This window comes from Luteibacter aegosomatis (assembly GCF_023078455.1).
Classification (GTDB): Bacteria; Pseudomonadota; Gammaproteobacteria; order Xanthomonadales; family Rhodanobacteraceae; genus Luteibacter; species Luteibacter aegosomatis.
Genome location: NZ_CP095740.1, coordinates 1,090,949 through 1,112,558, shown reverse-complemented (window position 1 = coordinate 1,112,558; position 21,610 = coordinate 1,090,949). Strand labels below are relative to the sequence as shown.

Annotated in this window: 18 protein-coding genes; 6 read left to right on the top strand and 12 right to left on the bottom strand. The window is 66.8% G+C overall.

Features of this window, described 5'->3' with window-relative positions:
- Positions 1-138 precede the first annotated feature (138 nt).
- On the top strand, positions 139-1,011 hold the full coding sequence (locus tag L2Y94_RS04970) for a tetratricopeptide repeat protein (protein ID WP_247373477.1): 873 nt from the start codon (positions 139-141) through the stop codon (positions 1,009-1,011).
- Positions 1,012-1,048: 37 nt separating this feature from the next.
- Here L2Y94_RS04970 and L2Y94_RS04965 read toward each other — a convergent pair whose 3' ends face one another.
- Complete coding sequence (locus L2Y94_RS04965; RefSeq protein WP_247373476.1) at positions 1,049-1,492, bottom strand: DUF4442 domain-containing protein; 444 nt, start codon at positions 1,490-1,492, stop codon at positions 1,049-1,051.
- 129 nt (positions 1,493-1,621) lie between these two features.
- Between L2Y94_RS04965 and L2Y94_RS04960 the strand changes: the two genes are divergently transcribed.
- On the top strand, positions 1,622-3,490 hold the full coding sequence (locus L2Y94_RS04960; RefSeq protein WP_247373475.1) for a M61 family metallopeptidase: 1,869 nt from the start codon (positions 1,622-1,624) through the stop codon (positions 3,488-3,490).
- Between the two features lie 3 nt (positions 3,491-3,493).
- Here the strand turns inward: L2Y94_RS04960 and L2Y94_RS04955 are convergent, their stop codons facing one another.
- From L2Y94_RS04955 to L2Y94_RS04940, 4 genes are all read right to left on the bottom strand, one after another.
- Complete coding sequence (locus L2Y94_RS04955; protein WP_247373474.1) at positions 3,494-4,885, bottom strand: sensor histidine kinase; 1,392 nt, start codon at positions 4,883-4,885, stop codon at positions 3,494-3,496.
- Complete coding sequence (locus L2Y94_RS04950; protein ID WP_247373473.1) at positions 4,882-5,547, bottom strand: response regulator; 666 nt, start codon at positions 5,545-5,547, stop codon at positions 4,882-4,884. The genes L2Y94_RS04955 and L2Y94_RS04950 overlap by 4 nt, the downstream gene beginning before the upstream one ends.
- Before the next feature lie 159 nt (positions 5,548-5,706).
- Positions 5,707-6,315, bottom strand: coding sequence for a hypothetical protein (locus tag L2Y94_RS04945; protein ID WP_247373472.1), 609 nt, complete (start codon positions 6,313-6,315; stop codon positions 5,707-5,709).
- Positions 6,297-6,794, bottom strand: coding sequence for an RNA polymerase sigma factor (locus L2Y94_RS04940; RefSeq protein WP_247373471.1), 498 nt, complete (start codon positions 6,792-6,794; stop codon positions 6,297-6,299). Before L2Y94_RS04940 ends, L2Y94_RS04945 begins: the two co-directional genes overlap by 19 nt.
- Positions 6,795-6,872: 78 nt before the next feature.
- Between L2Y94_RS04940 and L2Y94_RS04935 the strand changes: the two genes are divergently transcribed.
- A complete protein-coding gene (locus L2Y94_RS04935; protein WP_345780016.1) occupies positions 6,873-8,657 on the top strand; it encodes a M14 family metallopeptidase in 1,785 nt (594 codons plus the stop codon).
- A gap of 132 nt (positions 8,658-8,789) precedes the next feature.
- On the opposite strand, the gene L2Y94_RS04930 is transcribed toward L2Y94_RS04935, so the two are convergent.
- Both L2Y94_RS04930 and L2Y94_RS04925 read right to left on the bottom strand, forming a co-directional pair.
- A complete protein-coding gene (locus L2Y94_RS04930) occupies positions 8,790-10,412 on the bottom strand; it encodes a multicopper oxidase family protein (protein WP_247373470.1) in 1,623 nt (540 codons plus the stop codon).
- On the bottom strand, positions 10,405-12,078 hold the full coding sequence (locus L2Y94_RS04925) for a phospholipase C (RefSeq protein ID WP_247373469.1): 1,674 nt from the start codon (positions 12,076-12,078) through the stop codon (positions 10,405-10,407). The genes L2Y94_RS04930 and L2Y94_RS04925 overlap by 8 nt, the downstream gene beginning before the upstream one ends.
- Positions 12,079-12,368: 290 nt before the next feature.
- Here L2Y94_RS04925 and L2Y94_RS04920 point away from each other — a divergent pair, with 290 nt between their 5' ends.
- Positions 12,369-14,507, top strand: coding sequence for a M13 family metallopeptidase (locus L2Y94_RS04920; RefSeq protein WP_247373468.1), 2,139 nt, complete (start codon positions 12,369-12,371; stop codon positions 14,505-14,507).
- A gap of 122 nt (positions 14,508-14,629) precedes the next feature.
- Here L2Y94_RS04920 and L2Y94_RS04915 read toward each other — a convergent pair whose 3' ends face one another.
- Positions 14,630-15,523, bottom strand: coding sequence for a LysR substrate-binding domain-containing protein (locus L2Y94_RS04915; RefSeq protein ID WP_247373467.1), 894 nt, complete (start codon positions 15,521-15,523; stop codon positions 14,630-14,632).
- Positions 15,524-15,655: 132 nt separating this feature from the next.
- Here L2Y94_RS04915 and L2Y94_RS04910 point away from each other — a divergent pair, with 132 nt between their 5' ends.
- Positions 15,656-16,621 carry a YeiH family protein gene (locus L2Y94_RS04910; RefSeq protein ID WP_247375135.1) on the top strand — a complete coding sequence of 322 codons (966 nt, stop codon included), beginning with the start codon at positions 15,656-15,658 and terminating at the stop codon, positions 16,619-16,621.
- A gap of 43 nt (positions 16,622-16,664) precedes the next feature.
- On the opposite strand, the gene L2Y94_RS04905 is transcribed toward L2Y94_RS04910, so the two are convergent.
- From L2Y94_RS04905 to L2Y94_RS04890, 4 genes are read right to left on the bottom strand one after another with little or no spacing between them, the layout of a single operon-like run.
- Complete coding sequence (locus L2Y94_RS04905) at positions 16,665-17,525, bottom strand: arginase family protein (protein ID WP_247373465.1); 861 nt, start codon at positions 17,523-17,525, stop codon at positions 16,665-16,667.
- A complete protein-coding gene (locus L2Y94_RS04900; RefSeq protein WP_247373463.1) occupies positions 17,503-18,567 on the bottom strand; it encodes a GNAT family N-acetyltransferase in 1,065 nt (354 codons plus the stop codon). Before L2Y94_RS04900 ends, L2Y94_RS04905 begins: the two co-directional genes overlap by 23 nt.
- Before the next feature lie 19 nt (positions 18,568-18,586).
- Positions 18,587-19,990, bottom strand: coding sequence for an aspartate aminotransferase family protein (locus L2Y94_RS04895; protein ID WP_247373461.1), 1,404 nt, complete (start codon positions 19,988-19,990; stop codon positions 18,587-18,589).
- Positions 19,987-20,703: an MtnX-like HAD-IB family phosphatase gene (locus L2Y94_RS04890; protein WP_247373459.1), complete on the bottom strand. Its 717-nt coding sequence runs from the start codon at positions 20,701-20,703 to the stop codon at positions 19,987-19,989. Before L2Y94_RS04890 ends, L2Y94_RS04895 begins: the two co-directional genes overlap by 4 nt.
- A gap of 136 nt (positions 20,704-20,839) precedes the next feature.
- Between L2Y94_RS04890 and L2Y94_RS04885 the strand changes: the two genes are divergently transcribed.
- A complete protein-coding gene (locus L2Y94_RS04885) occupies positions 20,840-21,601 on the top strand; it encodes a MipA/OmpV family protein (RefSeq protein ID WP_247373457.1) in 762 nt (253 codons plus the stop codon).
- The last annotated feature ends 9 nt before the right edge of the window (positions 21,602-21,610 follow it).

Genomic DNA, 21,610 nt, shown 5'->3' with positions numbered 1-21,610 from the left:
ACGCTGGGCCACACCGGCCCGGTGGCACATGATCGCAAATCAGGGTAAACGGCGCATGACGGGCCGCCCCCGGACCTTGATATGCTGCCGGGTTCCCCCGATCTTCGGACGATCGGTCCCACCCCCCAGGAGCATTCCGTGAGCAGCGCCCAGAGCACCAGCGAACACATTTTCGACGCGACCACGGCCGGTTTCGAGAACGATGTCGTCCAGGCCTCCATGCAGACCCCCATCCTGGTCGACCTGTGGGCGGAATGGTGCGGACCCTGTAAGTCCCTTGGCCCGATCCTCGAGAAGCTGGCCGTCGAATACAACGGCGCGTTCCGCCTGGCGAAAGTCGACGTCGACGCCGAGCAGCAGATCGCCGCGGCGTTCCAGGTGCGCAGCATTCCGACGGTGATGCTGGTCAGCGGCGGCGGCATCGCCGACGGTTTCACCGGCGCGTTGCCGGAGGGCCAGGTGCGGGAATTCCTCGCGCGCAACGGCATCGAGCCGCGCGAAGCCGGCGAGCCCGCCGCGGAGGCCCCCGCCGCCGTGGAATCCCCCGAGGACGCCATCAACCGCATCCAGCAGGCCATCGCCGCCGAACCGGACCGCGCCGAACTCAAGCTCGACCTCGCCCTGGCGCTGATGCGCGCCGGCCGCGTCGAGCCGGCGCAGGCCGAACTCGACGCCCTGCCCGCCAATCTCGCGACCGACGCCCGCGCCGTGCGCCTGCGCAGCCAGCTCGAACTGGCCCGGGCATTGGCCGGCGCGCCAGGTATCGAGGAACTGCGCCAGCGCGTGCAGGCGAACGACGCCGACTGGGAAGCGCGCGACCTCCTCGGCGTGCGACTGCTCATCGAAGGCGACGAGGCCGCCGGCCTCGACCAGTTCCTCGACGTGCTCAAGCGCCAGCGCGACTGGAACGACGGTCAGGCGAAGAAACGCCTTCTGGCGGCATTCGCCACGCTCGACGACGCGGAGCTGGTGGGTACGTATCGCCGCAAGATGGCCTCGTTACTGTTCTGACCCCCACCGTCGCTCCTGCGTTGCGCAGGAGCGACGGTCAGCGACGCTTTCGCCTCACGTAAAGCTGCTTGCGAACCACGGCCACCACCTCGCCCGAGGCCGTACGCACTTCCGTCTCGAACCACCGCAGGCATTTCTCGCCGCCCCCCGTCGCCGCGCGGATCTCGTCGAGCACGGCGTCGTCGACATGGAACTCGGCGAAGACGTCTTCCCGCCCCGGTGACACGAAGCGGATCTCCCCCGCCTGGTCCCAGACGACGTACTCGTCGCCCAGGCACTTCAGCACCATGATCATCCAGAACGGATCGGTCATGGAGAACAGGCTGCCGCCGAAGTGCACCCGCACGTAATTGCGGTTGTACCAGGCGAGCTTGAGCTTTACCCGGGCGTAGCGGTAATCGTCGAGTGTTTCCACGCGGATGCCGGCGAACAGGAACGGTGGCCACAGGTTGAGGATGCGGCGGAGCGTTTTTGCTTTCATCGCCCCATGCTATCCAGCCGACCCACGGCGGCGTAGTCCCCCGTTTCAAACGGCCATGACCTCTGGCACAGGTTCGCCCCGGTGAGGCTCCTACCATCGGTGGTTATCCTACCCGCCGGAATACGAGCCATGCGTCCCTTGCTCCGCCGTGCCACCCTCGCCTCGGCCATCGCCGTCGCCACCTGCTCAGGCGCCTGGGCGCAGGAACTCCCGGTCGCCGTCGACCAGCCCTACCAGGGCAACCTCTCCCTGCAGGTGGATCTCTCCGACCAGCAGCGCCACATCTTCCACGTGCGCGAGAGCATTCCCGTCCATGCGGGGCACATGGTGCTCTATTACCCGAAATGGCTTCCGGGCTATCACGGCCCCGACGGTCCGTTGTCCAACGTGGCGGGCTTCATCGTCACCGGCAACGGCAAACGGATTCCCTGGCGTCGCGACCTCAAGGAGATGTATGCCTTCCACGTCGACGTGCCCGAAGGCGTCAGCAAGCTCGACCTCGCCTTCGAATACCTCGCCCCGGCCACGCCGAACTACATCCCCCTTTCGTTCAACGAAGTGGCCTTCTATCCCGCCGGCTACTACGTAAGCAGGATCACCGTCGACCCGAGCGTGAAACTTCCGGGCGGCTGGAAATTCGCCAGCGCCCTGGAAACGGCCGGCCAGGACGGCGACACCGTGCGCTTCAAGCCGGTGAGCTTCGAGAACCTCGTCGATTCGCCCGTGCTTACGAGCAAGTACTTCAACCGCATCGACCTCGCGCCGGGCCAATCGGTGCCCGTGCACCTGGACATCGCGGGTGAGAACGCCGACAGCATCAAGGCCACCGACGCGCAGATCGCCAAGCAGCGTTCGCTCGTGGTCCAGGCCAACAAGCTGTTCAACGCGCACCACTACGGCCATTACGATTTCCTGCTGGTGGTCTCCGACCACACGGGGCATTTCGGCCTGGAGCATCACCAGTCCAGCGACGATCGCCTCTTCGCCAACTTCCTCACCGACGCCGACGTGAACGTGGCCGCCGGCACGCTGCTGCCGCACGAATACGTGCACTCCTGGAACGGCAAGTTCCGCCGCCCCGCCGACCTGTGGACGCCGACCTTCACCGAGCCGATGCAGGACGACCTGCTGTGGGTGTACGAAGGCCTCACCGACTACTGGGCCGGCGTGCTCACCGCGCGTTCGGGCATCTGGACGACCGACCAGTGGCGCGACTCGCTGGCGAGCATCGCCGCCGACATGACCGCGCGCACGGGCCGCTCATGGCGTTCGCTGCAGGACACGGCCGACGGCATCCCGCTCTCCTCACGGGGTACCCGCGGCTGGGTCAACTACCGTCGCAGTTCCGATTACTACCCCGAAGGCCAGATGCTTTGGCTCGACGTCGACACGAAGATCCGCGACCTTTCCGGCGGCAAGCACACGCTGGACGAATTCGCCCGCGCCTTCTACGGCATGGACAGCGGCAGCTACACGCCGAAGACCTACACCTTCGACGACGTGGTGAACACGCTCAACGGCATCCAGCCGTACGACTGGAAGAGCTTCCTGCGCCAGCGACTGGACGCCACCGGCGACGGCCTGCCCGAGAAGGGCATCGAGGGCGGCGGCTGGAAGCTCGTCTACGACGACAAGCCCACCCCGTTCATGAAGACCGGCGAGAAGACCCGCAAGGCGGTGAGCCTGGCCTATTCGCTCGGCGTCGTGGTCACCGACAAGGGTGATATCCAGGACGCGCAGTGGGACGGCGTGGCCGCCAAGGCCGGCCTCGTACCCGGCGTGACCATCGTCGCCGTCAACGGGAAGGACTTCAGCACCAAGGGCCTGAAAGACGCGATCACCGATGCGAAGAACGGCACGGCGCCCATCGATTTCCTCGTGAAGGACGTGGACGACTATCGTCACATCGCGGTGGACTACCACGGCGGCCTGAGGTATCCGCACCTCGTGCGCGGTGAAGGCAAGGACCTGATCGGCCTGATCGCCAAACCGTTGTAAGCGTTACGACGCGAGGGGGATGCGGACCACGGCGCGCAGCCCCGAGCCCCCCTCGCGATCGAGCAGTTCCACCGTCGCGCCGTGCAGTTCGGCGGCGCGCTGCACGATGGACAGGCCGAGCCCGTAGCCTCCGTGCGTATCCACGCCTCGCTCGAAACGCGAGAACATCGCTGCCCGGCGTTCGGCGGGAATGCCGGGGCCGTCGTCCACCACTTCCATCACGGCGACGCCGTCGATCTCGGTAACGGACAGTTCCACGTGGCCGCCACGCGGTACGTGGCGGAATGCGTTTTCCAGCAGGTTGCGCAACAGCGCGCCGAGGGCCACGGCATAACCTTCGACGTATACGTGCTCGTGAAGATCGCGGATGCCTAGCTCCACGCCGCCGCCCTCGATCACCGGCGACAGCTCGTCGATGGTTTCCTGCACCAGCTCGCCCAGGTCCACCCGGGCGCGCGGCCCCGACGCGACGCCCGCCTCGAGGCGGGCGAGGGCCAGCAACTGTTCCGTGCGACGCGCCAGCGACACCAGGCATTCGCGCGCGGCCTCGAGCGCGGTCTGCGTGTCGTCGGGACGCGCGGACGCCATCGCGTCTTCCAGGTTGATCATCGTCGACGCCAACGGCGTGCGCAGTTCGTGCGCCACGTCGGCGCTGAAACGCCGTTCGCGGTCGAGCGCGCGTTCGAGGCGGTCGATCTGCTCGTTGAGCGCGGCCAGCACCGGCTCCAGTTCGCTGGGGGCGTCGGGCAGATGGATCGGCTCGCGACTGCCCGGCTGGCGTCGCGACAGCGCGCGCTCGAGCATTTCGAGCGGAGCCAGGCCGCGGCGAATCGCCCATCCGACGAGCAAGGCAAGCAAGGGCAGTCCGATCAGGGTGGGAAGGCCATGCTCGATCCACAAGGCGCGCGTGATCTCGTGCCGGCTGTCATACCGCTCTCCCGCGCGAATGACGATGCCCTGGTCTTCCATGATCAAGGTGAACACGCGCCATTCGTACTTTCCGCTGCTGATGTCTTCGAATGCCCCGTCCGGCGCGTGCGTGTGCGGCACGCCGGACAGGTTTTCGGTGGCGAGCAGCACGGTACCGTCGCTGTCGAACACCTGGAAACCCACCTCGGATTCGAAAGTGCGACCCTGCACCATCACTTCCTGGGGATGGTTGGAGAAGCTCGGCACCAGCAACCGCGCGCCGCGTTGCGTGCGCAACCGTTCCACGCCGATGCGCCCCACCAGCACCTCGAGCGTGCGCGCGGCCTGGGCGAGGCGGCCGTCGGAGAGCTCGTCCACTTCTTCCAGCGTGCGCTGCGCGCTCAGCACGCCCAGCGGCAACAGCACGGCGGCCAGCACCAGCACGATCAGCCACGTCAATCGCTTGCGCAGGCTCGCCGGCTTCACTTCGGTTCCCGCGGCACCATGTAGCCGAATCCGCGCACCGTCTGGATCGCGCCCGCGCTGAGTTTGCGTCGCAGCGAATGGACCAGCACCTCCAGCGCACTGGTGCTCATCACGGTGTCCGGTCCGTAAAGCGAGGTTTCCAGCGACTCGCGGCGGACGATGCGCCCCGTGCGCTCCATCAGCGCCTGCAACAAAGCGAACTCGCGACGGGTCAGTTCCACCTTTTCGCCATGCCAGGTCACCTCGAAGGTGCCCAGGTCGAGCGAGAGCGCGCCGGCTTCCAGGCGGTTCACCGCCGCACCGCGCGCGCGTCGCGCCAGCGAACGGATGCGGGCGGCGAGTTCGTCGAGGTGGAAGGGTTTGACGAGGTAATCGTCGGCACCGGCGTCGAGCGCGCGGATGCGGGCGTCGAGTTGGTCGCGCGCCGACATGACGATCACCGGCGTGTCGACACGCAGCCGACGCGCCTCGGTCAGCACGTCGAAGCCGTCCTTGCCCGGCAGGCCGAGGTCGAGCAGCACCAGGTCGGCGTCGTGGTCGCGCAGGGCGGCGAGGGCCTGGTTGCCGTCGCGAAACCAGCTGATGGTGTAGGCCAGCCGCTCCAGCGCCCGGCGAATGGCGTCGCCGAGCTGGGCATCGTCTTCGACGAGGATGATGTGCAAGGGCGTGGCCTGTCGGGGAGGTGGGACGATTATCCTTAGGGCGAGCTTAGCGGGCGCTTAGAAACGGTGGAACCTGCGCACGCGGGAGCCGCAGGGATGCTCATGCGACGACCGGTTGCCCCACGCTATGCCCCCGCGTGCGTGCGCAGGGGCGACGGCTCACTCCCCGCGCGCGAATCGCTCCACCTCGGCCAGACGCTCCCTGGCCCGCCTCACCGAGGCCCCCTCCGGCACCTTTCCCAGCCGCCTCACTACGAGGTAGACGCCGAGGCACACCCCCGCCGTCAGCAGGTTCCACCCCACGTAGCCCGGCCGCGCCGCGACGATGTCGACGCCCGCCAGGCCGAAACCCCAGACGATCATCGGCACCCACATGAAGCACCCCACCACGCCGAACCAGCGCCCCTCGCGGATGCGCCAGGCCCGGAGTTCCGCCACCCGGGCCTGCAGTTCGAGCAGGGGCGCCGAAGCCCGGGCGCGCGCCGCCAGCACGAGGTTGCGCGCCGCCGCCACGATCATCGCGATGCCGTAAAGGTGCAGGAGCAGCCCCGCCACCAGCGGGCCGGGCGCATCGCGATGGTCGAACCAGAACGTCCCCGCGGCCATCGCCAGCACGACACCGAACACCATCTGCACCGATTGCCCCACCACCAGCGGTCGCAGCTCCGCGTGCACGGGGCTGGCACCGCTTGCCGGAACCTGCACTTCCAGCGCCGCCACGCGTCGTTCCAGGGCCTGCCAACCGATTTTCAGTTCGTCGAGTTCCATGTATTCCTCCATCGTTGCCTGATGCGGTTCAAACGGGTGCCGACGTTGGATTCGGCGATGCCGAGCACCGAAGCGATCTCGGCGTAGGACAATTCATCGAGGTGCAGCATCACCAGCGCGCGATCCAGAGGCGGCAGGGCACCGATGGCGCGCATCAGCCAGGCCACCCGCTCGTCGGGCTCGTCGATGGGCGTGCCGCCGCCGAGGGTATCGGCGAGGGCATCGTCCAGCGGCTGCATACGCTCGCTGCGACGCCGCGCATGCGACAGGCCCACGTTGAGCGCCACGCGGTACATCCACGTGGAAAACGGTCGCGAGGCGTCGTACGAAGCGAACGATCGCCACACCTGCAAGGCGATTTCCTGCGCGAGGTCGTGGCGGTCTTCCACGTCGTGCGCGTACACCGCCGCCACCTTGAACAGGATCGCGCGGTGTTCGCGTAACAGGATCTCGCAGCGTTGTCGCCGGTCGTCGGTCATACCCTCTCCTTTCCTCCATGATTCGCCGCCGGGACGAAAAAATCACACAATGACGGGAATATCCCGTCGGACCGCACCATGACCGCGATGCTTCCCGCCCGTCTCCTTCTCGCCCTCGCCTGCGCCGCCCCCCTGGCGCTCCACGCGAAAGACAGCTGGATCACTCCCGCCGAGGCGTCCCACTTTCGCACCACGCCGTCCTATGCCGATACGCTGGCCTACCTGCATCGCCTCGCCGATGCCGCGCCCGGCGTGCTGCGCGTGGAGACCTTCGGCACCTCGCCGGAAGGCCGGCCCATGACCGTGGTGATCGCGGCGAAGGACGGCGACCTCACGCCCGAACGCGCCCGCGCCGCGGGCAAGCCCGTCGTGCTGCTCCAGGCCGGCATCCACCCGGGCGAGATCGAAGGCAAGGATGCGGGCCTCATGCTGTTGCGCGACTTCGCCGTGACCGGCCGGCTGCCGCACCTGCTCGACCACGCCGTGCTGGTCTACATCCCCGTGTACAGCGTGGACGGCCACGAGAATACCGGCCCTTATTTCCGCATCAACCAGAACGGCCCGGCGGAAATGGGTTTCCGCGGCCAGTCGCAGTACCTCAACCTCAATCGCGACTACGTCAAGGCCGACGCTCCCGAAACCCGCGCATGGCTGACGCTCTGGAACACGTGGAAGCCCGACCTGCTGATCGACATCCATACCACCGACGGTGCCGATTACCAGTACGACCTCACCTGGTATGCCGAGGATGCGCACAAGCTGCCGCCCTCGATCGAGGCGTGGCAAAAAGCGGCCTACGAAGGCGACGTGATGCCGCGTTACGAAAAACTCGGCCATCTCGCCTCGGAATACCTCGAATTCAAGGACGGCCGCGACATCACCAAGGGCATCGCCAACTTCGGCTCCGGCCCCCGCTTCTCCACCGGCTACGCCGCCATCCGAAATCGCGCGGGGCTGCTGATCGAAACGCACATGCTCAAGCCTTACGAGGTGCGCGTGCGCGGCACCTACGACGTGGTGCGCAGCGTGATGGACCACGTGAACGCGGACCCGGCCGCCCTGCTCCGCGCCTCGAAGGAGGCCGACGCCTGGGCCGCGTCGCGATCGGGCAACGCGTTGCCGGTCACGTTCAAGGAAGACCCCGTGCCGAAACCGGTGACGCTGAAGGGTTACGCGTTCACGCAGACGAAAAGCGACATCTCCGGCGACACCTGGGTGCGTTACGACCCCAAGGTGAAGAAGGACTATGCGATCCAGAGCTGGGTCGGACTCCTGCCCGACGTGGCCGCGCCGATCCCTTCGGCGTGGGCGATCCCTGCGCAGTGGACCACCCTCGTCGACCGCCTCGACGCGCACGGCATTCCGTATACGCGCACCAAGTCGGCCACGCGCGTGACGGTGACCCACGACGTGCTGACGCACCCCCAATGGGCCGAGAAACCCTTCGAAGGCCACCACATGCTCAAGGACGTCGACATCGCCTCGTCGACGGAAGATGTGGAATTGCCGGCGGGAACGGTGATCGTACGCGCCGACAACGCCGACGCGGTGCTGGCGCTCAACCTGCTGGATGCGCGCGCACCGGATTCGATGCTCCGTTGGGGTTACCTCGATGCGATCTTCGAACCGAAGGAATACGGCGAGCCGCGCGTGGTCGAGGCGCTGGCGCGCAGGATGATCGCGGAGAATCCGTCGTTGAAGGACGAGTTCGACGCCAGGCTGAAGAGCGACGCGGCGTTCGCCGCGAGCCCGCGTGCGCGGCTGGCATTCTTCTTCGAGCGTAGCCCTTGGTACACGGCGCAGAAGGTGGGGGATTATCCGGTGCTGCGACTGGATGCCTCGGCACTCGAAAAGCTGCGATAGGGCGCGGCCGTAAGACGCTGGGTTCCTGCCTTCGCAGGAACGACGTGAGGTTATTTTTCGGGTTCCGGCTGATTCTATAGCTCGTCGTTCCTGCGAAGGCAGGAACCCAGCGTCTTCCCCCGAGGTGGCGATTCACGCCACCACCTCCAATGGCCGCATCATCTCGTTCGCCTCGTGTTCGGCGAGATGGCAATGCCACGCATAACGCCCTGCATACCCATCGAACGTGGCCACGATGCGCGTCACCATGCCGGGATAGGCCTGCACCACGTCCTTCCACCCGCGTTCGTGCGGCGGCGGCACCTGGGCGGGACCGACGTAGCGGACGGTCTTCTTCTCCATGTACTCGTCCACGTCGTATGGGCGCCGGTCGAGGATCTGGAAGCGGACCAGGTGCAGGTGGATCGGATGCGTATCCTCGGTGAGGTTCACCAGGCTCCACGTCTCGGTGCTGCCCAGCTTCACCGTCTCGGTCACCGGATCGTGCCAACGCTTGCCGTTGAGCAGCATCAGCATCGGCGTGGCCACGCAATCGCTGTATTCGTCCAGCGTCAGCTCGCGTGCCTTCGACGCGCTGCTTTCGGTGAACCGCGGCAGCTCGCGCAATACCTCGGGTACGCGACTGTCGTCACGCACCTGCCCTGAGCCCACCGCGAAGCGCATCAGCGGCAAGGCGTCGTTCATCAGTTCGACGGCCGTGCCTTTCGACGCGGCGAAGTCCACCACGATGTCAGCGCGCTCCCCCGGGGCGAGGAAGATCGAGCGCATCGTCGTCGGTGCGGCGAGCAGGCCCTGGTCGGAGCCGATCACCTGGAACGGGCGCCCGTCGCGAAAACGCAGGTGGTAGAAGCGGCCGTTGGCCGCGTTGAGCACGCGCAGGCGATAGCGTCGCGGCTGCACGTCGGCGCGCGGCAGGATCGCGCCGTTGACCAGCGTGAGGTTGCCGAAGACTTCCGGCACCCATGGCGCCTTGGCGTCGCCGGAGTCGGGGTAGTAGAGCCGTCCGTCCGCACGCAGCAGGCGATCGGCGAACACCAGCGGCAGCTCGAACTCGCCCGACGGCAGGCCGAGCGACAGCTCGTGCTCGTCACGCAGGAGGTATAGCCCCATCAAGCCGGCGTACATGTTGAGCCGGTTGATGCCCATCGCGTGGTCGTGATACCAGAGCGTGGCGGCGTCCTGCGCGTTCGGATAGCGATGCCGGCGCGATGTTCCCGGTACGTACCAGTCTTCCGGATAGCCGTCGTCGGCATGCGGAACCTTGGCGCCGTGCAGGTGCACGATGGCGCGCACCTGGGGCTTGTCTTCCTCGGCGCCGCAGATGGCGTGATCCACCGGCAGGAAATGCGTCGTGGGCAACGCGTTCTCCCACACCACGTCGAACGGCGTGCCCGTGCGTGCCTCGATGGTGGGGCCGGGATAATGGCCGTCGTAGGTCCACAGTTCGGTGGGCGGCAGGTCACGATGCAGTTTCTGCGAGCTGCGGGCCATGCGCACGTGCAGCGTGTCGCCGGCGGCGGGGCGTCGAACCGGCGGCAGGGGCAAGGCGTCAACGAAGGGCGTGAGCTTCGCGGGGTCGACCAGTCCCGGCATCTTCGTCGTGTCGCCCATGGCGTGCATGCACAGGTCGTTGCCCACCTGCCCCGCCGCGACGGGTTTCATCGCATGCATGTCGTGCGCGAGAAGCCGCGGCGGGACACATCCCGCCGCGGCCATGAACCCCGCCCCCTTCAGGAAGCGGCGGCGATCAACCATGCGCGGTTTCGAACGGCCAACCCGGGTTCTTCTTCGGCTGGCCCGTCGACTCGTCGAGGATGAGGCGGCGATCGAACAGGCGCGGCAGGAAGAAATCGAACATGCCGTCGAGGCTGCCCGCGTGGGCGTCGGTCGAGCCGCCGCCGATGCGCTTGCCGTCGAGCCAGTTGTCCTCGATGAAGCGGGTGATCGAGCTCTGGTCGGTGACGCCATGGTCGACGAAGTTCTCGCGCGCCCACGGCGACACCACCAGCAGCGGCAGGCGCGGACCGAAGCCGCAACGCCCCTGCGCCGGCGTCTTGCCGTCGAGGCCCGGCAGGGTATCGCGTCCCTTGCAGACGCCGTCGCCGCTGAGCGCATCGGTGCTGCCGGTCGAGCCGTACACGTGCGGGGATTCCTGGTGGTCGTACCAGCCGTCGGAGTCGTCGTAGGCGATCACCACGGCGGTGTCGCGCCACTCGCCGCTCTGCTGCAAGGCGTTGATCACGTGCACCACGAACGCCTGCTCGTCGATCGGATCGGAATAACCGGCGTGGCCGTCCTGGTAGGCCGGAGCCTTGAGGAAGCTCACCGCCGGTATGTTGCCGTCGTCCAGCGCGGCGTAGAAATCGTCGATGTCGTACTGGTGGTTGGCCTGGTCGGTCTTGCCGATCATCGCCACCGAGGTCGGACGCGCATGGGTCGGGTTGGCCGTGGAGGGGTAGTACTGGAACGGCTGGTGGTGCGGGCTGTAGTCGTTCGAGGTGCTATGGGTCACCTGCGAGAGCGTGCGGCGCGCGCAACCGGTGCTGCCGTCGGGATTGGTGCGGGTGAGGTCGAAGCCGCCCTGGAACCAGCCCCAGGTGATGCCACGATCGTTGAGCAGGTTGCCGATGTTGCGGCCGCCGAGGGTCGCCTGGTTGGCCGTCGGCGACGAGCACACGTCGCCGATGGGGTCCGGATCGCCGATCATCGTCAGGCCGCCGTTGCCGTCGTCGGTCTCGGCACCGGTACCGTTGAGCGTGTCGATCACGCCGTTGGTCTGGCCCGAGATCAGGTTGACGGCACCCGGTGAGGACGGACCGAACGTGGTGTTGTAGCTGTTGTCGCTCATCGCGAAATATTGCGCGTAGTTCCACAGCGCGGTGACGGTGTTGCCGTCGTAGTAGCCCATCACCTGGCCCTGGCCGTTCTGCGAGGCGTCGCCGCCCGGCAGCGTCTCGCCGCGGCCGGTGTACTTCGGGAACAGGTCCATCCTGCCGCCGTCGAAGGCGCGTTGCTCGGCGGTATAGCCGTGGTCCTGGTCGGCCGTGGCGGCCTGCGCGCGGCTCAGGCGGAACGGATTGATCGCGGCGTCGCCGTTGCCGGCGTTCTTCGTGGTGGGATTCTTCGTCAGCAGGCGATGGTCCAGCCCGTTGACGTTCGGCGTGAACGGGCGGGCGTAGAACGCCGGCTCGCCGCGTCCGTTCTGCGCGAACGGATAGGTGCCGAAGTAATGATCGAAGGAGACGTTCTCCTGGAAGATCACCACCAGGTGCTTGATCGGCGTGGCCGTGCGGGTGCCGCCGTGGCCCGGGAAGAGGCCCAGCGCGCCCTGCTGGTCGGCGGGGGCGAGTTGTTGCGCCGTGATGGACGCGGCGGACAGGGTGAGCACGCAGGCGATGCCTGCGGCCAGTAACTTGCGCATGACGATGGCTCCTCGGTTCGGACGGGTACTACCGATTGGCTTGGCCCGCATCCCCTGTCATGCGGCTGTCCCGAGGCTAATTCCCGAGGATGACACTAGGAGGACAACGGAGACCCGGGCGGCGGGCTCGGCGCATCGCGTGCGAGTCCTTTGACGCGCGTCACGGAACGCCGCCATGCATGACTTCCGTCACATGCCACCCCATCCCCCTTTGGAGGGGGTTATCCTCGGGGTTCGCCGGTGCCGGGGAGGTGCCAGCCGCCAAGCATGACCACACCTGAGGGACATCCATGACCAAGCCGTACCTGAAGCCGCTCGCACTCGCCCTGAGCATCGCGCTCGTGGGCACCGCGTGCAGCAAGCACGATGACGCCGGCACCGCCGCACCCGCCGCCAACCCGCCCGCCGCCGGCAGCGCGCCCGCCGCGGCCAGCACCGCCGCGGCCGCCAAGCCCGCCGGCCCCACGTTCAACGTGGCCGAGCTCGACACCGGCATCGATGCGTGCGACGACTTCAACGGCTTCGTGAACGCCAAATGGGTGGCCGCCAACCCGATTCCCGACGACCGTACCCGCTGGGGCGCGTTCGACCAGCTCGCTGAGAACAGCCTCAACACGCAGCACGACATCGTCGATGCCGCCGACAAGGGCGCCGATGCCGCCAAAGCCGGCTCCATCGAGCAGAAGATCGGCCTGCTCTACCGATCGGGCATGAACGAGGACGCCATCGAGAAGGCCGGCCTCGACCCGCTGAAGCCGGAGCTGGCCAAGATCGACGCCCTCAAGTCGTCGGCCGACATCGCCGACTTCCTCGATACGAGCTTCAACGAAGGTAACGGTTACGTGTTCTCGTTCGGCTCCGGCGCCGACTTCCAGGACGCGAAGATGCAGATCGGCTACGCGAACCAGGACGGCCTGGGCCTGCCGACCAAGGATTACTACACCGATCCGAAGCAGGCCGACAATCGCAAGGCCTATGTCGCCTACATCACCAAGACCCTCGAACTGGGCGGCGTGCCCGAGGCCGACGCGGCCAAGCAGGCCGACCTGGTGATGAAGTTCGAAACCCAGCTCGCCGCCGCCTCGCTGGCACCGGTGGAACTGCGCACGCCGGAAAACCAGTACCACTTCGTCACCGTGGCCGAGGCCGACAAGGCCACGCCGCACTTCAACTGGGAGAAGTTCTTCGCCGCCCAGGGCGTGACCGTCGACAAGGGCTTCTCGCTGTCGCAGCCGAAGTTCTTCAAGGAGTTCGACAAGATGCTGGCGTCCACGCCGGTGTCCACGTGGCAGGCCTACCTGCGCTTCCACGCCATCGACAGCGCGTCGCCTTACCTGTCGAAGAACTTCCAGGACAACAAGTTCGACTTCTACGGCAAGACCCTCGCCGGCCAGCCGCAGCAGAAGCCGCGCTGGAAGCGCGTGCTGGGTTCGGTCAACGGCTCGATGGGCGAAGCCCTGGGCCAGCTCTACGTCGCCAAGGTGTTCAAGCCCGAAGCGAAGGAGCGCGCCAACGAGCTGGTGACCAACGTGCGCAACGCCCTGAAGGCGCGCATCGAGAAGCTCGACTGGATGAGCGACGAGACCAAGCAGAAGGCCATCGCCAAGTGGGAGACCTTCCTGCCCAAGATCGGCTACCCGGACAAGTGGCGCGACTGGTCGGGCCTGGAGGTCTCGGGCGACAACTACTTCGGTAACGTCGAGGCCGCCTCGAAGTTCAACTATCACTACGACATCGCCAAGATCGGCAAGCCGACCGACCGCAAGGATTGGGGCATGACCCCGCAGACGGTCAACGCCTATTACAACCCGACCGACAACACCATCAACTTCCCGGCCGCCATCCTGCAGCCGCCGTTCTTCGACGCCAACGGCGACGACGCCATCAACTACGGCGGCATCGGCGCGGTGATCGGCCACGAAGCCAGCCATGGCTTCGACGACGAAGGCAGCCAGTTCGACGGCGACGGCAACAACAAGAACTGGTGGACCAAGGAAGACCGCGCCAAGTTCGACGAGCGCACCGGCAAGCTCGTGGCGCAGTTCAACGAGTACGCACCGCTCAAGGACCACCCGGACCTGCACGTCAACGGCAAGCTCACGCTGGGCGAGAACATCGCCGACCTGGGCGGCACCGCCGTGGCCTACGACGCCCTCCAGGAAGCCCTGAAGAAGAACCCGCAGGAAGCCCAGAGCAAGATCGACGGCTACACGCAGGACCAGCGCTTCTTCCTCAACTGGGCACGCGTATGGCGCGGCAGCATCCGCGAGAAGCAGGCGATGCTCTACCTCAACGTCGACCCGCACGCTCCGGCCTCGCTGCGCGCGATCGGCGCGCCGTCGAACATGGAAGCCTTCGCCACGGCGTTCCAATGCAAGCCCGGCGCGAAGATGGTGCGTTCGGGCGACAAGCAGGTGAAGATCTGGTAATCGGTCGCTTCGTTGCCTGAAGAAGAACGCCGCGGATTCCGCGGCGTTTTTCTTTGGTGGCATGGAAATCCGACGTGTCCCCGCCGCTCATCCATGCGCGCGGCCGAGGAACGACACTTTTGCTACGGCTTCTTCGCCGCCACGATCGTCGCGAGAAACGCCTCCAGCACCGCGCCCCGGTAACGCTGCCGATGCACGAGCAACGACAGCGTGCGCTTCAGGTCGAGGAACGGCGTGGGCAGGATCGCCAGCCGCCCTGTCTGCACCGCATCGGCGACCGCCACCGCGGGCAGGCAGGCGATGCCCAGTCCCGCGATCACCGCCTGCTTGATCGCTTCGGACTGGTCCAGCTCGAGCACGGTGCGACCTTCGGGCAACTCGGCGAGTGCGCGTTCGGTCAGCGCGCGCGTGGCCGAACCGCGCTCTCGCAGCACCCACCGTTCGCCGGCGAAATCCTCTCGCCTGAGCCGCCCGTGGCTCGCCAACGGGTGACCCGGCCGCGCGCAGACCACGAGGCGATCGTCGCGCCACGGACGCGACTCCAGCGCCGGATGCGTCACCGGCCCCTCGACGCAACCCACGTCGAAATCGTGGTCGAGCACGCCCTGGGCGATGCGCGCGGTGTTCGCCACGCCCAGGCGCAACGACACCCCGGGCGATGCTTCCGCGAACGGACCCAGGAGGTCGCCGACGAGGTAATTGCCGACCGTATTGCTCGCGCCCACGCCGATCTCGCCGACGAGTTCGGCGGTGCCGCCTTGCGCCCGGCGAGCGAATTCCGCGTGGCGCTCGATCAGCTCCCTCGCCAGCGGCAGCAGGTCGCGGCCCCGGTCGTTCAGGCGCAGGCGCCCGCGCTCGCGGTCAAAGAGCGGGGCGCCGATCTGGCGTTCGAGCTCGGCCAGCGCCATCGACGCCGCCGGCTGGCTCAGGAACAGACGCTCGGCAGCGGCGCGCACGCTGCCGGCGATGGCGATGGTCACGAAGACGTCGAGTTGGCGCGGGCTGACGGCATGCATAAAAGTAACTTATATATCAAATAAATCATTTTCAATATGCTTATACCATTGGGAACGGGACAATAGGTCATTCCCAACGAGGATCCCCCCGTGTCCACCGCTATCCCATCCAGCCATTCCCGCCTTCCCGGCATGGCCCTGGCCGTCGCCGTGGCGGCGATGGCGTTCGGTCTCGGCCGCTTGATGCCCCTGGTCGGTGGCGCCGTTTTCGGCATCGTCCTGGGCATTCTCGTGCGCCAGTTCCTGCCGCCGCCCGCGCGCTTCCAGCCCGGCATCCAGTTCGCCTCCAAGCAGGTGCTGCAGTGGTCGATCATCGCGCTGGGATTCGGCCTGAGCATCACCCAGGTGGCCAAGACCGGTGCCGAATCGCTTTCGGTCACGGTGGCGACGGTGGTGGCGGCCGGCCTCTCGGCCTTGATCCTCGGCAAGCTCCTGCGCGTGCGCAACATGCTGAAGCTGCTGGTCGGGATCGGCACGGCGATCTGCGGAGGGTCGGCCATCGCCGCGGTCGTACCCATCGTGAAGGCCGACGAACACGATACGGCCTTCGCCATTTCCACCATCTTCCTGTTCAACCTCGTGGCCGTCCTCACCTTCCCCGCGCTGGGCCACTGGCTGGGCCTCTCCGACCTTGGCTTCGGCCTGTGGGCGGGCACGGCCATCAACGACACCTCGTCCGTCGTGGCCGCCGGGTACGCATACAGCCACGCGGCCGGCGACTACGCCACCATCGTCAAGCTCACCCGTGCCACGCTGATCATCCCGATCTGCCTGATGATCGCTTTCATCGTGGCCTTGCGCGAGAAGCGCAGCGGCGCGGCGAACTTCAGCGTCGCGAAGATCTTTCCGTGGTTCATCCTGTGGTTCCTGGTCGCCTCGGCGATACGCACGGCGGGACTCGTGCCCGCGCCGGCGTTGCCGGTGATCCACTTCATCGCCGAGTGCCTGATCGTCGTAGCGCTGACCGCCATCGGCCTGTCGGCGGACCTGCGGAAGATGGCGCAGACGGGGCACCGGCCGATCCTGCTGGGGCTGGGCGTGTGGGCCGCGGTGGCGCTGACCAGCCTCGGCGTGCAGCACCTGATCGGGCGGTGGTGAACCTTCCATCGCCCTACCGGGCAAGAGCTTTTGCTTTAGGAAGTCAGCGGTGAATCTGAGCCAACAACCGCACGTTCAACGCATGCTGCTGCGCCTGCCACTCCGCGATGCGAACCGGGTCGATGTCTTCCTGCCCGTCCATCGCGCTGAGGCGGCGCTTCCACCAGCTCTTGTAGCGATACCTTGAAATCTCGCCGGTGACGTCGCTGGCGAGCACGCGGCGACAAACGGCGCCGAGGATCGCCGCGCCGCCCTCTTCGCTCAGCGTGCCCTGGTCCCAGTTGGTCATGGCCACGTCGGCGGCGTAGGCATCCTTGTCGATGGACAGGTAGACCGGCTCGGTGGACGCCGCCTGCATGTCGACGAACGCGTCGACCATGGCCTCGGACGATTCGAACGCACGGAACGCATCGCCCAGGCCCAGGCGATTCGCCCAGCCCACGTCCACGCCGTTCGACCAATAGGTGAGCTTGCCCTCGCGCAACGGGCCGAGGTAGTTCTCCCAGGCATGCCCCCGGCCGATGTCGGTCGAGGTGATGCCGATGACGTGCACGTGCGACACCCGCGGGAGCATCGCCACGCGACGCACCCACGAGCCGCAGTGCACGCCGAACGGAAAGCGCATGTTGTCGGGATGGTTGTCGAGCACCACCACCTGGAAACGCTCCCTGCCCGGCACGCGTTCGACCAGCGGCCAGGTGAGGTGGTGGAAATCGCCGCTGCCGAGAAAGACGGTCCCGTGCTCGCGCGGCAAGGTGTCTTCCAGCGTCATGGCGAAGCGGCGCAAGCGCCCCACCGAGCAACCGAAGCGGACGCCCTCCTCCCAATCACGCAGCGGCAACACGATGCGGCGGGCGAGCGCGCCCACCGATCCGTCGACGTCAAGAACGACCGGTTGCCGCATCGTGCGCCTCCCAATGGCCGTCGGATTCGAAACGATGCGCGAATCGCCGCAGCACCGCGCGAAGCAGGCGGTTGCGCACGAATACCGCATGCCGCGTGAGGTGGAAGCGCGCGCCGAGCTGGGCCTTCACCTCGGGATCGGTCCAGCCGGCCACGTAGAACGCCAGGCCGCGCTCGAGCGCGTATTCCAGGTTGACGAACCAGCTGACGAAGTACAGGTCGAGGTCGCGTGCCGCCGGATAGGCGAAACCCACGTACTTGTCGAGCAGTTTGCCTTCGTGCTCGTAGCAGAGGTTCCAGCCGATCAATTCGCCGTCGGCGCGATACGCGAAGACCATGCCGCCGGGTGCGCGCAAGGTGGCCGCGAAGAAATCGCGGCCGAGCTTGTCGAAATGGATGTCGCTCTGCGCGTAGACGTTCTCGAACAGCGCGTAGTACGCGTCGACGCTCTCGTCCGACGCGAAGGCCTCGCCCGTCGGCACCCGTTCGACCTGCAGGCGCTCGCGCGAACGCAACTTGCGACGGAGGTTTTTTCGCCGGGACGACGACAGCCTCGCGAGGTATTCGTCGACGGAGGTGAAGTCGATCGGCACGTAGGCCAGCGCCTGGCCCTCGACGATGAGGTAGCCCGCCTCGCGCGCGGCGTCGACGAAACGCGACGTCCACGCACGGTCGGCGACCGAGGTCAGGGGCGAGTCGACGGCGAGATCCTTGACGACCAGCAGCGGATGTTCGCGACCGAAACGCCGCGCCCAGTCGCGGGCGACCGTCGCCGGCTCGCTCGATCGGGTGAACAGCGCGTATTCCGAGACGGTGGTGCCGGCGAAGCAGGTACGCGGCGTGAGCAGGCGTTTGAGCACGCCCTGGAAAGGAAGCGACGACAACCGCTTGCGCAGGTCGTCGTCGGCCGTGGTGAGCAGATCGAACCGTGTGACGAAAAGCGGCGCGCCATCCGCCGCGGGGCGGGGGGAAAACCCCGACGGCGGATGGCGAGCGAAGTGCTCGAGCAACGCCTCCGGCTCGAGCTGGTTCACGAAGCCCATCGGACGGTGAGTCCGCGGGTCAGCCGCGCTTGGCCAGCGTGAGTGCCTGGTCGAGCAGCGCGATGGCGAGGTCGATTTCCTCGTGGCTGATGTCGAGCGACGGCGCGAACGTGATCACGTTCTTGTACCAGCCGCCCACGTCGAGCACGAGACCGATCTTCTTGCCTTCGTGGGTGAGACCGCCGGCCAGGCCGATGTCGACCATGCGGTCGAGCAGCGCCTTGTTCGGCGTGAAACCGTCGTCCGTGCAGATTTCGGCACGCAGGGCGAGGCCGAGGCCATCGACGTCGCCGATCTCCTTGTGGCGCTTCTGCAGGTCGCGCAGGCCTTCGAGGAAGTGCTTGCCCTTCTCGGCCACCTTGGTTTCGTAGTCGAGTTCATAGCCCATCTGGATTACTTCCAGGCCCAGGGCGGTGCCCAGCGGGTTGGAGTTGAACGTCGAATGGGTGGAGCCCGGCGGGAACACCGTGGGGTTGATCAGCTCCTCGCGCGCCCAGATGCCCGACAGCGGATTGAGGCCGTTGGTGAGCGCCTTGCCGAACACGAGCACGTCGGGCGTGACGCCGAAATGTTCGATCGACCACAGCTTGCCGGTGCGCCAGAAACCCATCTGGATTTCGTCGACGACCATCAGGATGCCGTACTTGTCGAGCACCTTCTTGAGGTCGATGAAAAAGTTCTTGGGCGGAATGACGTAGCCGCCCGTACCCTGGATCGGCTCGACGTAGAACGCGGCGTATTCGGCCTCGCCCACCTTCGGATCCCACACGCCGTTGTATTCGGTTTCGAACAGGCGCTCGAACTGGCGCACGCAGGCGTCGGAGTATTCCTCCGGCGACATGCCCTTGGGACGGCGGAACGGGTACGGGAACGGGATGAACTGCGCACGCTCGCCGAAGTGGCCGAAGCGACGGCGATAACGGTAGCTGGAGGTGATCGACGACGCACCGAGCGTACGGCCGTGGTAACCGCCCTCGAAGGCGAACATCAGGCTCTTGCCGCCACGCGCGTTGCGCACGAGCTTGAGCGAGTCTTCCACCGCCTGCGCACCGCCCACGTTGAAGTGGCAACGGCCGTCCAGGCCGAACTTCTTCTTCGCGTCGACGGCGATGGTCTTCGCCAGTTCGATCTTGCCCTGGTGCAGATACTGGCTGGCCACCTGCGGCAGCAGGTCGATCTGCGCCTTGAGACGGTCGTTGAGGCGCGGATTGCCGTAGCCGAAGTTCACGGCGGAATACCACATCTGCAGGTCGAGGAACGGGATGTTCTCGCTGTCGTAGATGTAGCTGCCTTCGGCGTGGCGGAAGATCTTGGGCGGGTCGACGTAGTGCACCGTGTCGCCGAAGGAGCAGTACTTGGCTTCGTCGGCGAGCAGGCTCGCGTCGTCGATCACGAGGTCGGGGTGGCGGGAGATCAGATTCATGCGGGCAGATCCTGGGCACTCGGCGCGGTGTGGGGCATGACGGCGTGCGGCGGCAGCCGGCCGTCGAGCAGGGCGGGAAGCAGTTCGAGCGCCTCGTCGAAGCTGGCGATGGGCGCGTAGGGGATGCCGGCGGCGCGGCAGTGTTCGATGAGGCGGTTCTTGGCGAACACGAAATCGACGTGGTCGGCGGCGCAGAAGTCCGATGCGCCATCGCCGATCAGCAGCGTCTTGCCGCCGCGGGCCTTGGCCCTGTTCACGCGTGCGCATTTGCAGGTACCGCTACGGCATCCGCGGGCGCTGTAGGGCGAGGTGAGGCTCCAGCGATGGTCGCCGGCATGCAGGAGGTGGTTGGCCACGGTGGGCAGGCCATCGATGCCGTGGTTGGCGAGGATCGCGTGGATGGCGTGGTCCAGGCCGTCGCTGACGATCTCCATCGGGATGCCCAGTTCCCTGGTGGCCTTCACGAACGCGGCGAAGCCGTGGTCGATGTGCAGGCGGCCCAGGTGCGCCTCGAGTTCGGACGGGCTCATGTCCAGCAGGGCCACCTGGCCCTGCATGCACACCGCCGAGCCGATGATGCCGGCCCGCCAGTCGCGCTCGAGGACGTCCCAGCCGGGACGGCCGAAACGGTCGAGCAGCGAGTCGATGACGTCTTCCACGGCGATGGTGCCGTCGAAGTCGCACAGGATGTTCCAGGAAAGAGTGCTCGGCACGTTCGTAGGGGAATTGACCTAGAGTGACGCGGAGGCTACGCGGGCATTCTTTCCGATCCCTTTCCGCGTGACGAAAGCGTCAGCTCAGCTTTTTTATGGCATCCTGCGCGGCCTGGCCGTACCCTCGGTACCTCGCATGCGCGCCCTGCTCCTCGCATTCGCCTTGTCGTTCCTTGCCTGCGCCGCCGCCCATGCGGAAGACGACGCCCCCACCTACGCCTTCGGCGCCGGCGTGCAGCGCATGCCGGCGTGGCCGGGCTCGAAAGACCGGCGCAACCAGGCCATTCCCTACGTGGACATCGACCTGCCCGGCGTGGGCGAGCTGTCCACCGCCGACGGCCTGACGGTGGATCTCCTGGCCGGCGAACACTGGCACGGTGGCATCTACGGCAATTGGCTCTGGGGCCGCACGCATGGCGACCTCGGTCCGCTCGGCGGCAAGATCGCCGCGCTGTCGCCGCGCTTCGTCGGCGGCGGCTATCTCGAATACGCCTTCGACAAGCGCTTCAGCGTAGGCACCCACGTGGCCCACGACACCGGCGGCGCGGGCGCGTACGTCGCGCTCTATGCCGATTACCAGCTACCGGACGTCTGGTACATCCAGCATTCGATCGAGTTGCAGGTGGAGGGCATGAACGGTCCGGCCATGCGGCGGTTCTTCGGCCTCGATGCCGACGAGGCGGCCACGCTCGGCACGCGCACGTGGCACCCCGGCGCCGGACGGCAATCGGCCGACATCGAATACGACGCCTTCATTCCCACCTCGCAGCACACGGGCTTCGCGCTGGCCGTGACGTACGGAAAGCTGATCGGCGGCGCGGCCGATAGCCCGCTGGTGCGCGGGTTCGGATCGACGCGGCAGGTGACCGAGACGTTGGCGTTCGTGTATCACTTCTAGGCGCGAATC

Bases quoted from the DNA above. Each gene is read 5' to 3' on its own strand.
- L2Y94_RS04945 (WP_247373472.1), bottom strand. From the start codon at position 6,315: ATGGAACTCGACGAACTGAAAATCGGTTGGCAGGCCCTGGAACGACGC.
- L2Y94_RS04915 (WP_247373467.1), bottom strand. From the start codon at position 15,523: ATGCATGCCGTCAGCCCGCGCCAACTCGACGTCTTCGTGACCATCGCC.
- L2Y94_RS04900 (WP_247373463.1), bottom strand. From the start codon at position 18,567: ATGGGCTTCGTGAACCAGCTCGAGCCGGAGGCGTTGCTCGAGCACTTC.
- L2Y94_RS04965 (WP_247373476.1), bottom strand. From the start codon at position 1,492: ATGAAAGCAAAAACGCTCCGCCGCATCCTCAACCTGTGGCCACCGTTC.
- L2Y94_RS04960 (WP_247373475.1), top strand. From the start codon at position 1,622: ATGCGTCCCTTGCTCCGCCGTGCCACCCTCGCCTCGGCCATCGCCGTC.
- L2Y94_RS04925 (WP_247373469.1), bottom strand. From the start codon at position 12,078: ATGCGCAAGTTACTGGCCGCAGGCATCGCCTGCGTGCTCACCCTGTCC.
- L2Y94_RS04920 (WP_247373468.1), top strand. From the start codon at position 12,369: ATGACCAAGCCGTACCTGAAGCCGCTCGCACTCGCCCTGAGCATCGCG.
- L2Y94_RS04885 (WP_247373457.1), top strand. From the start codon at position 20,840: ATGCGCGCCCTGCTCCTCGCATTCGCCTTGTCGTTCCTTGCCTGCGCC.
- L2Y94_RS04910 (WP_247375135.1), top strand. From the start codon at position 15,656: ATGGCCCTGGCCGTCGCCGTGGCGGCGATGGCGTTCGGTCTCGGCCGC.
- L2Y94_RS04940 (WP_247373471.1), bottom strand. From the start codon at position 6,794: ATGACCGACGACCGGCGACAACGCTGCGAGATCCTGTTACGCGAACAC.
- L2Y94_RS04930 (WP_247373470.1), bottom strand. From the start codon at position 10,412: ATGGTTGATCGCCGCCGCTTCCTGAAGGGGGCGGGGTTCATGGCCGCG.
- L2Y94_RS04935 (WP_345780016.1), top strand. From the start codon at position 6,873: ATGACCGCGATGCTTCCCGCCCGTCTCCTTCTCGCCCTCGCCTGCGCC.
- L2Y94_RS04905 (WP_247373465.1), bottom strand. From the start codon at position 17,525: ATGCGGCAACCGGTCGTTCTTGACGTCGACGGATCGGTGGGCGCGCTC.
- L2Y94_RS04895 (WP_247373461.1), bottom strand. From the start codon at position 19,990: ATGAATCTGATCTCCCGCCACCCCGACCTCGTGATCGACGACGCGAGC.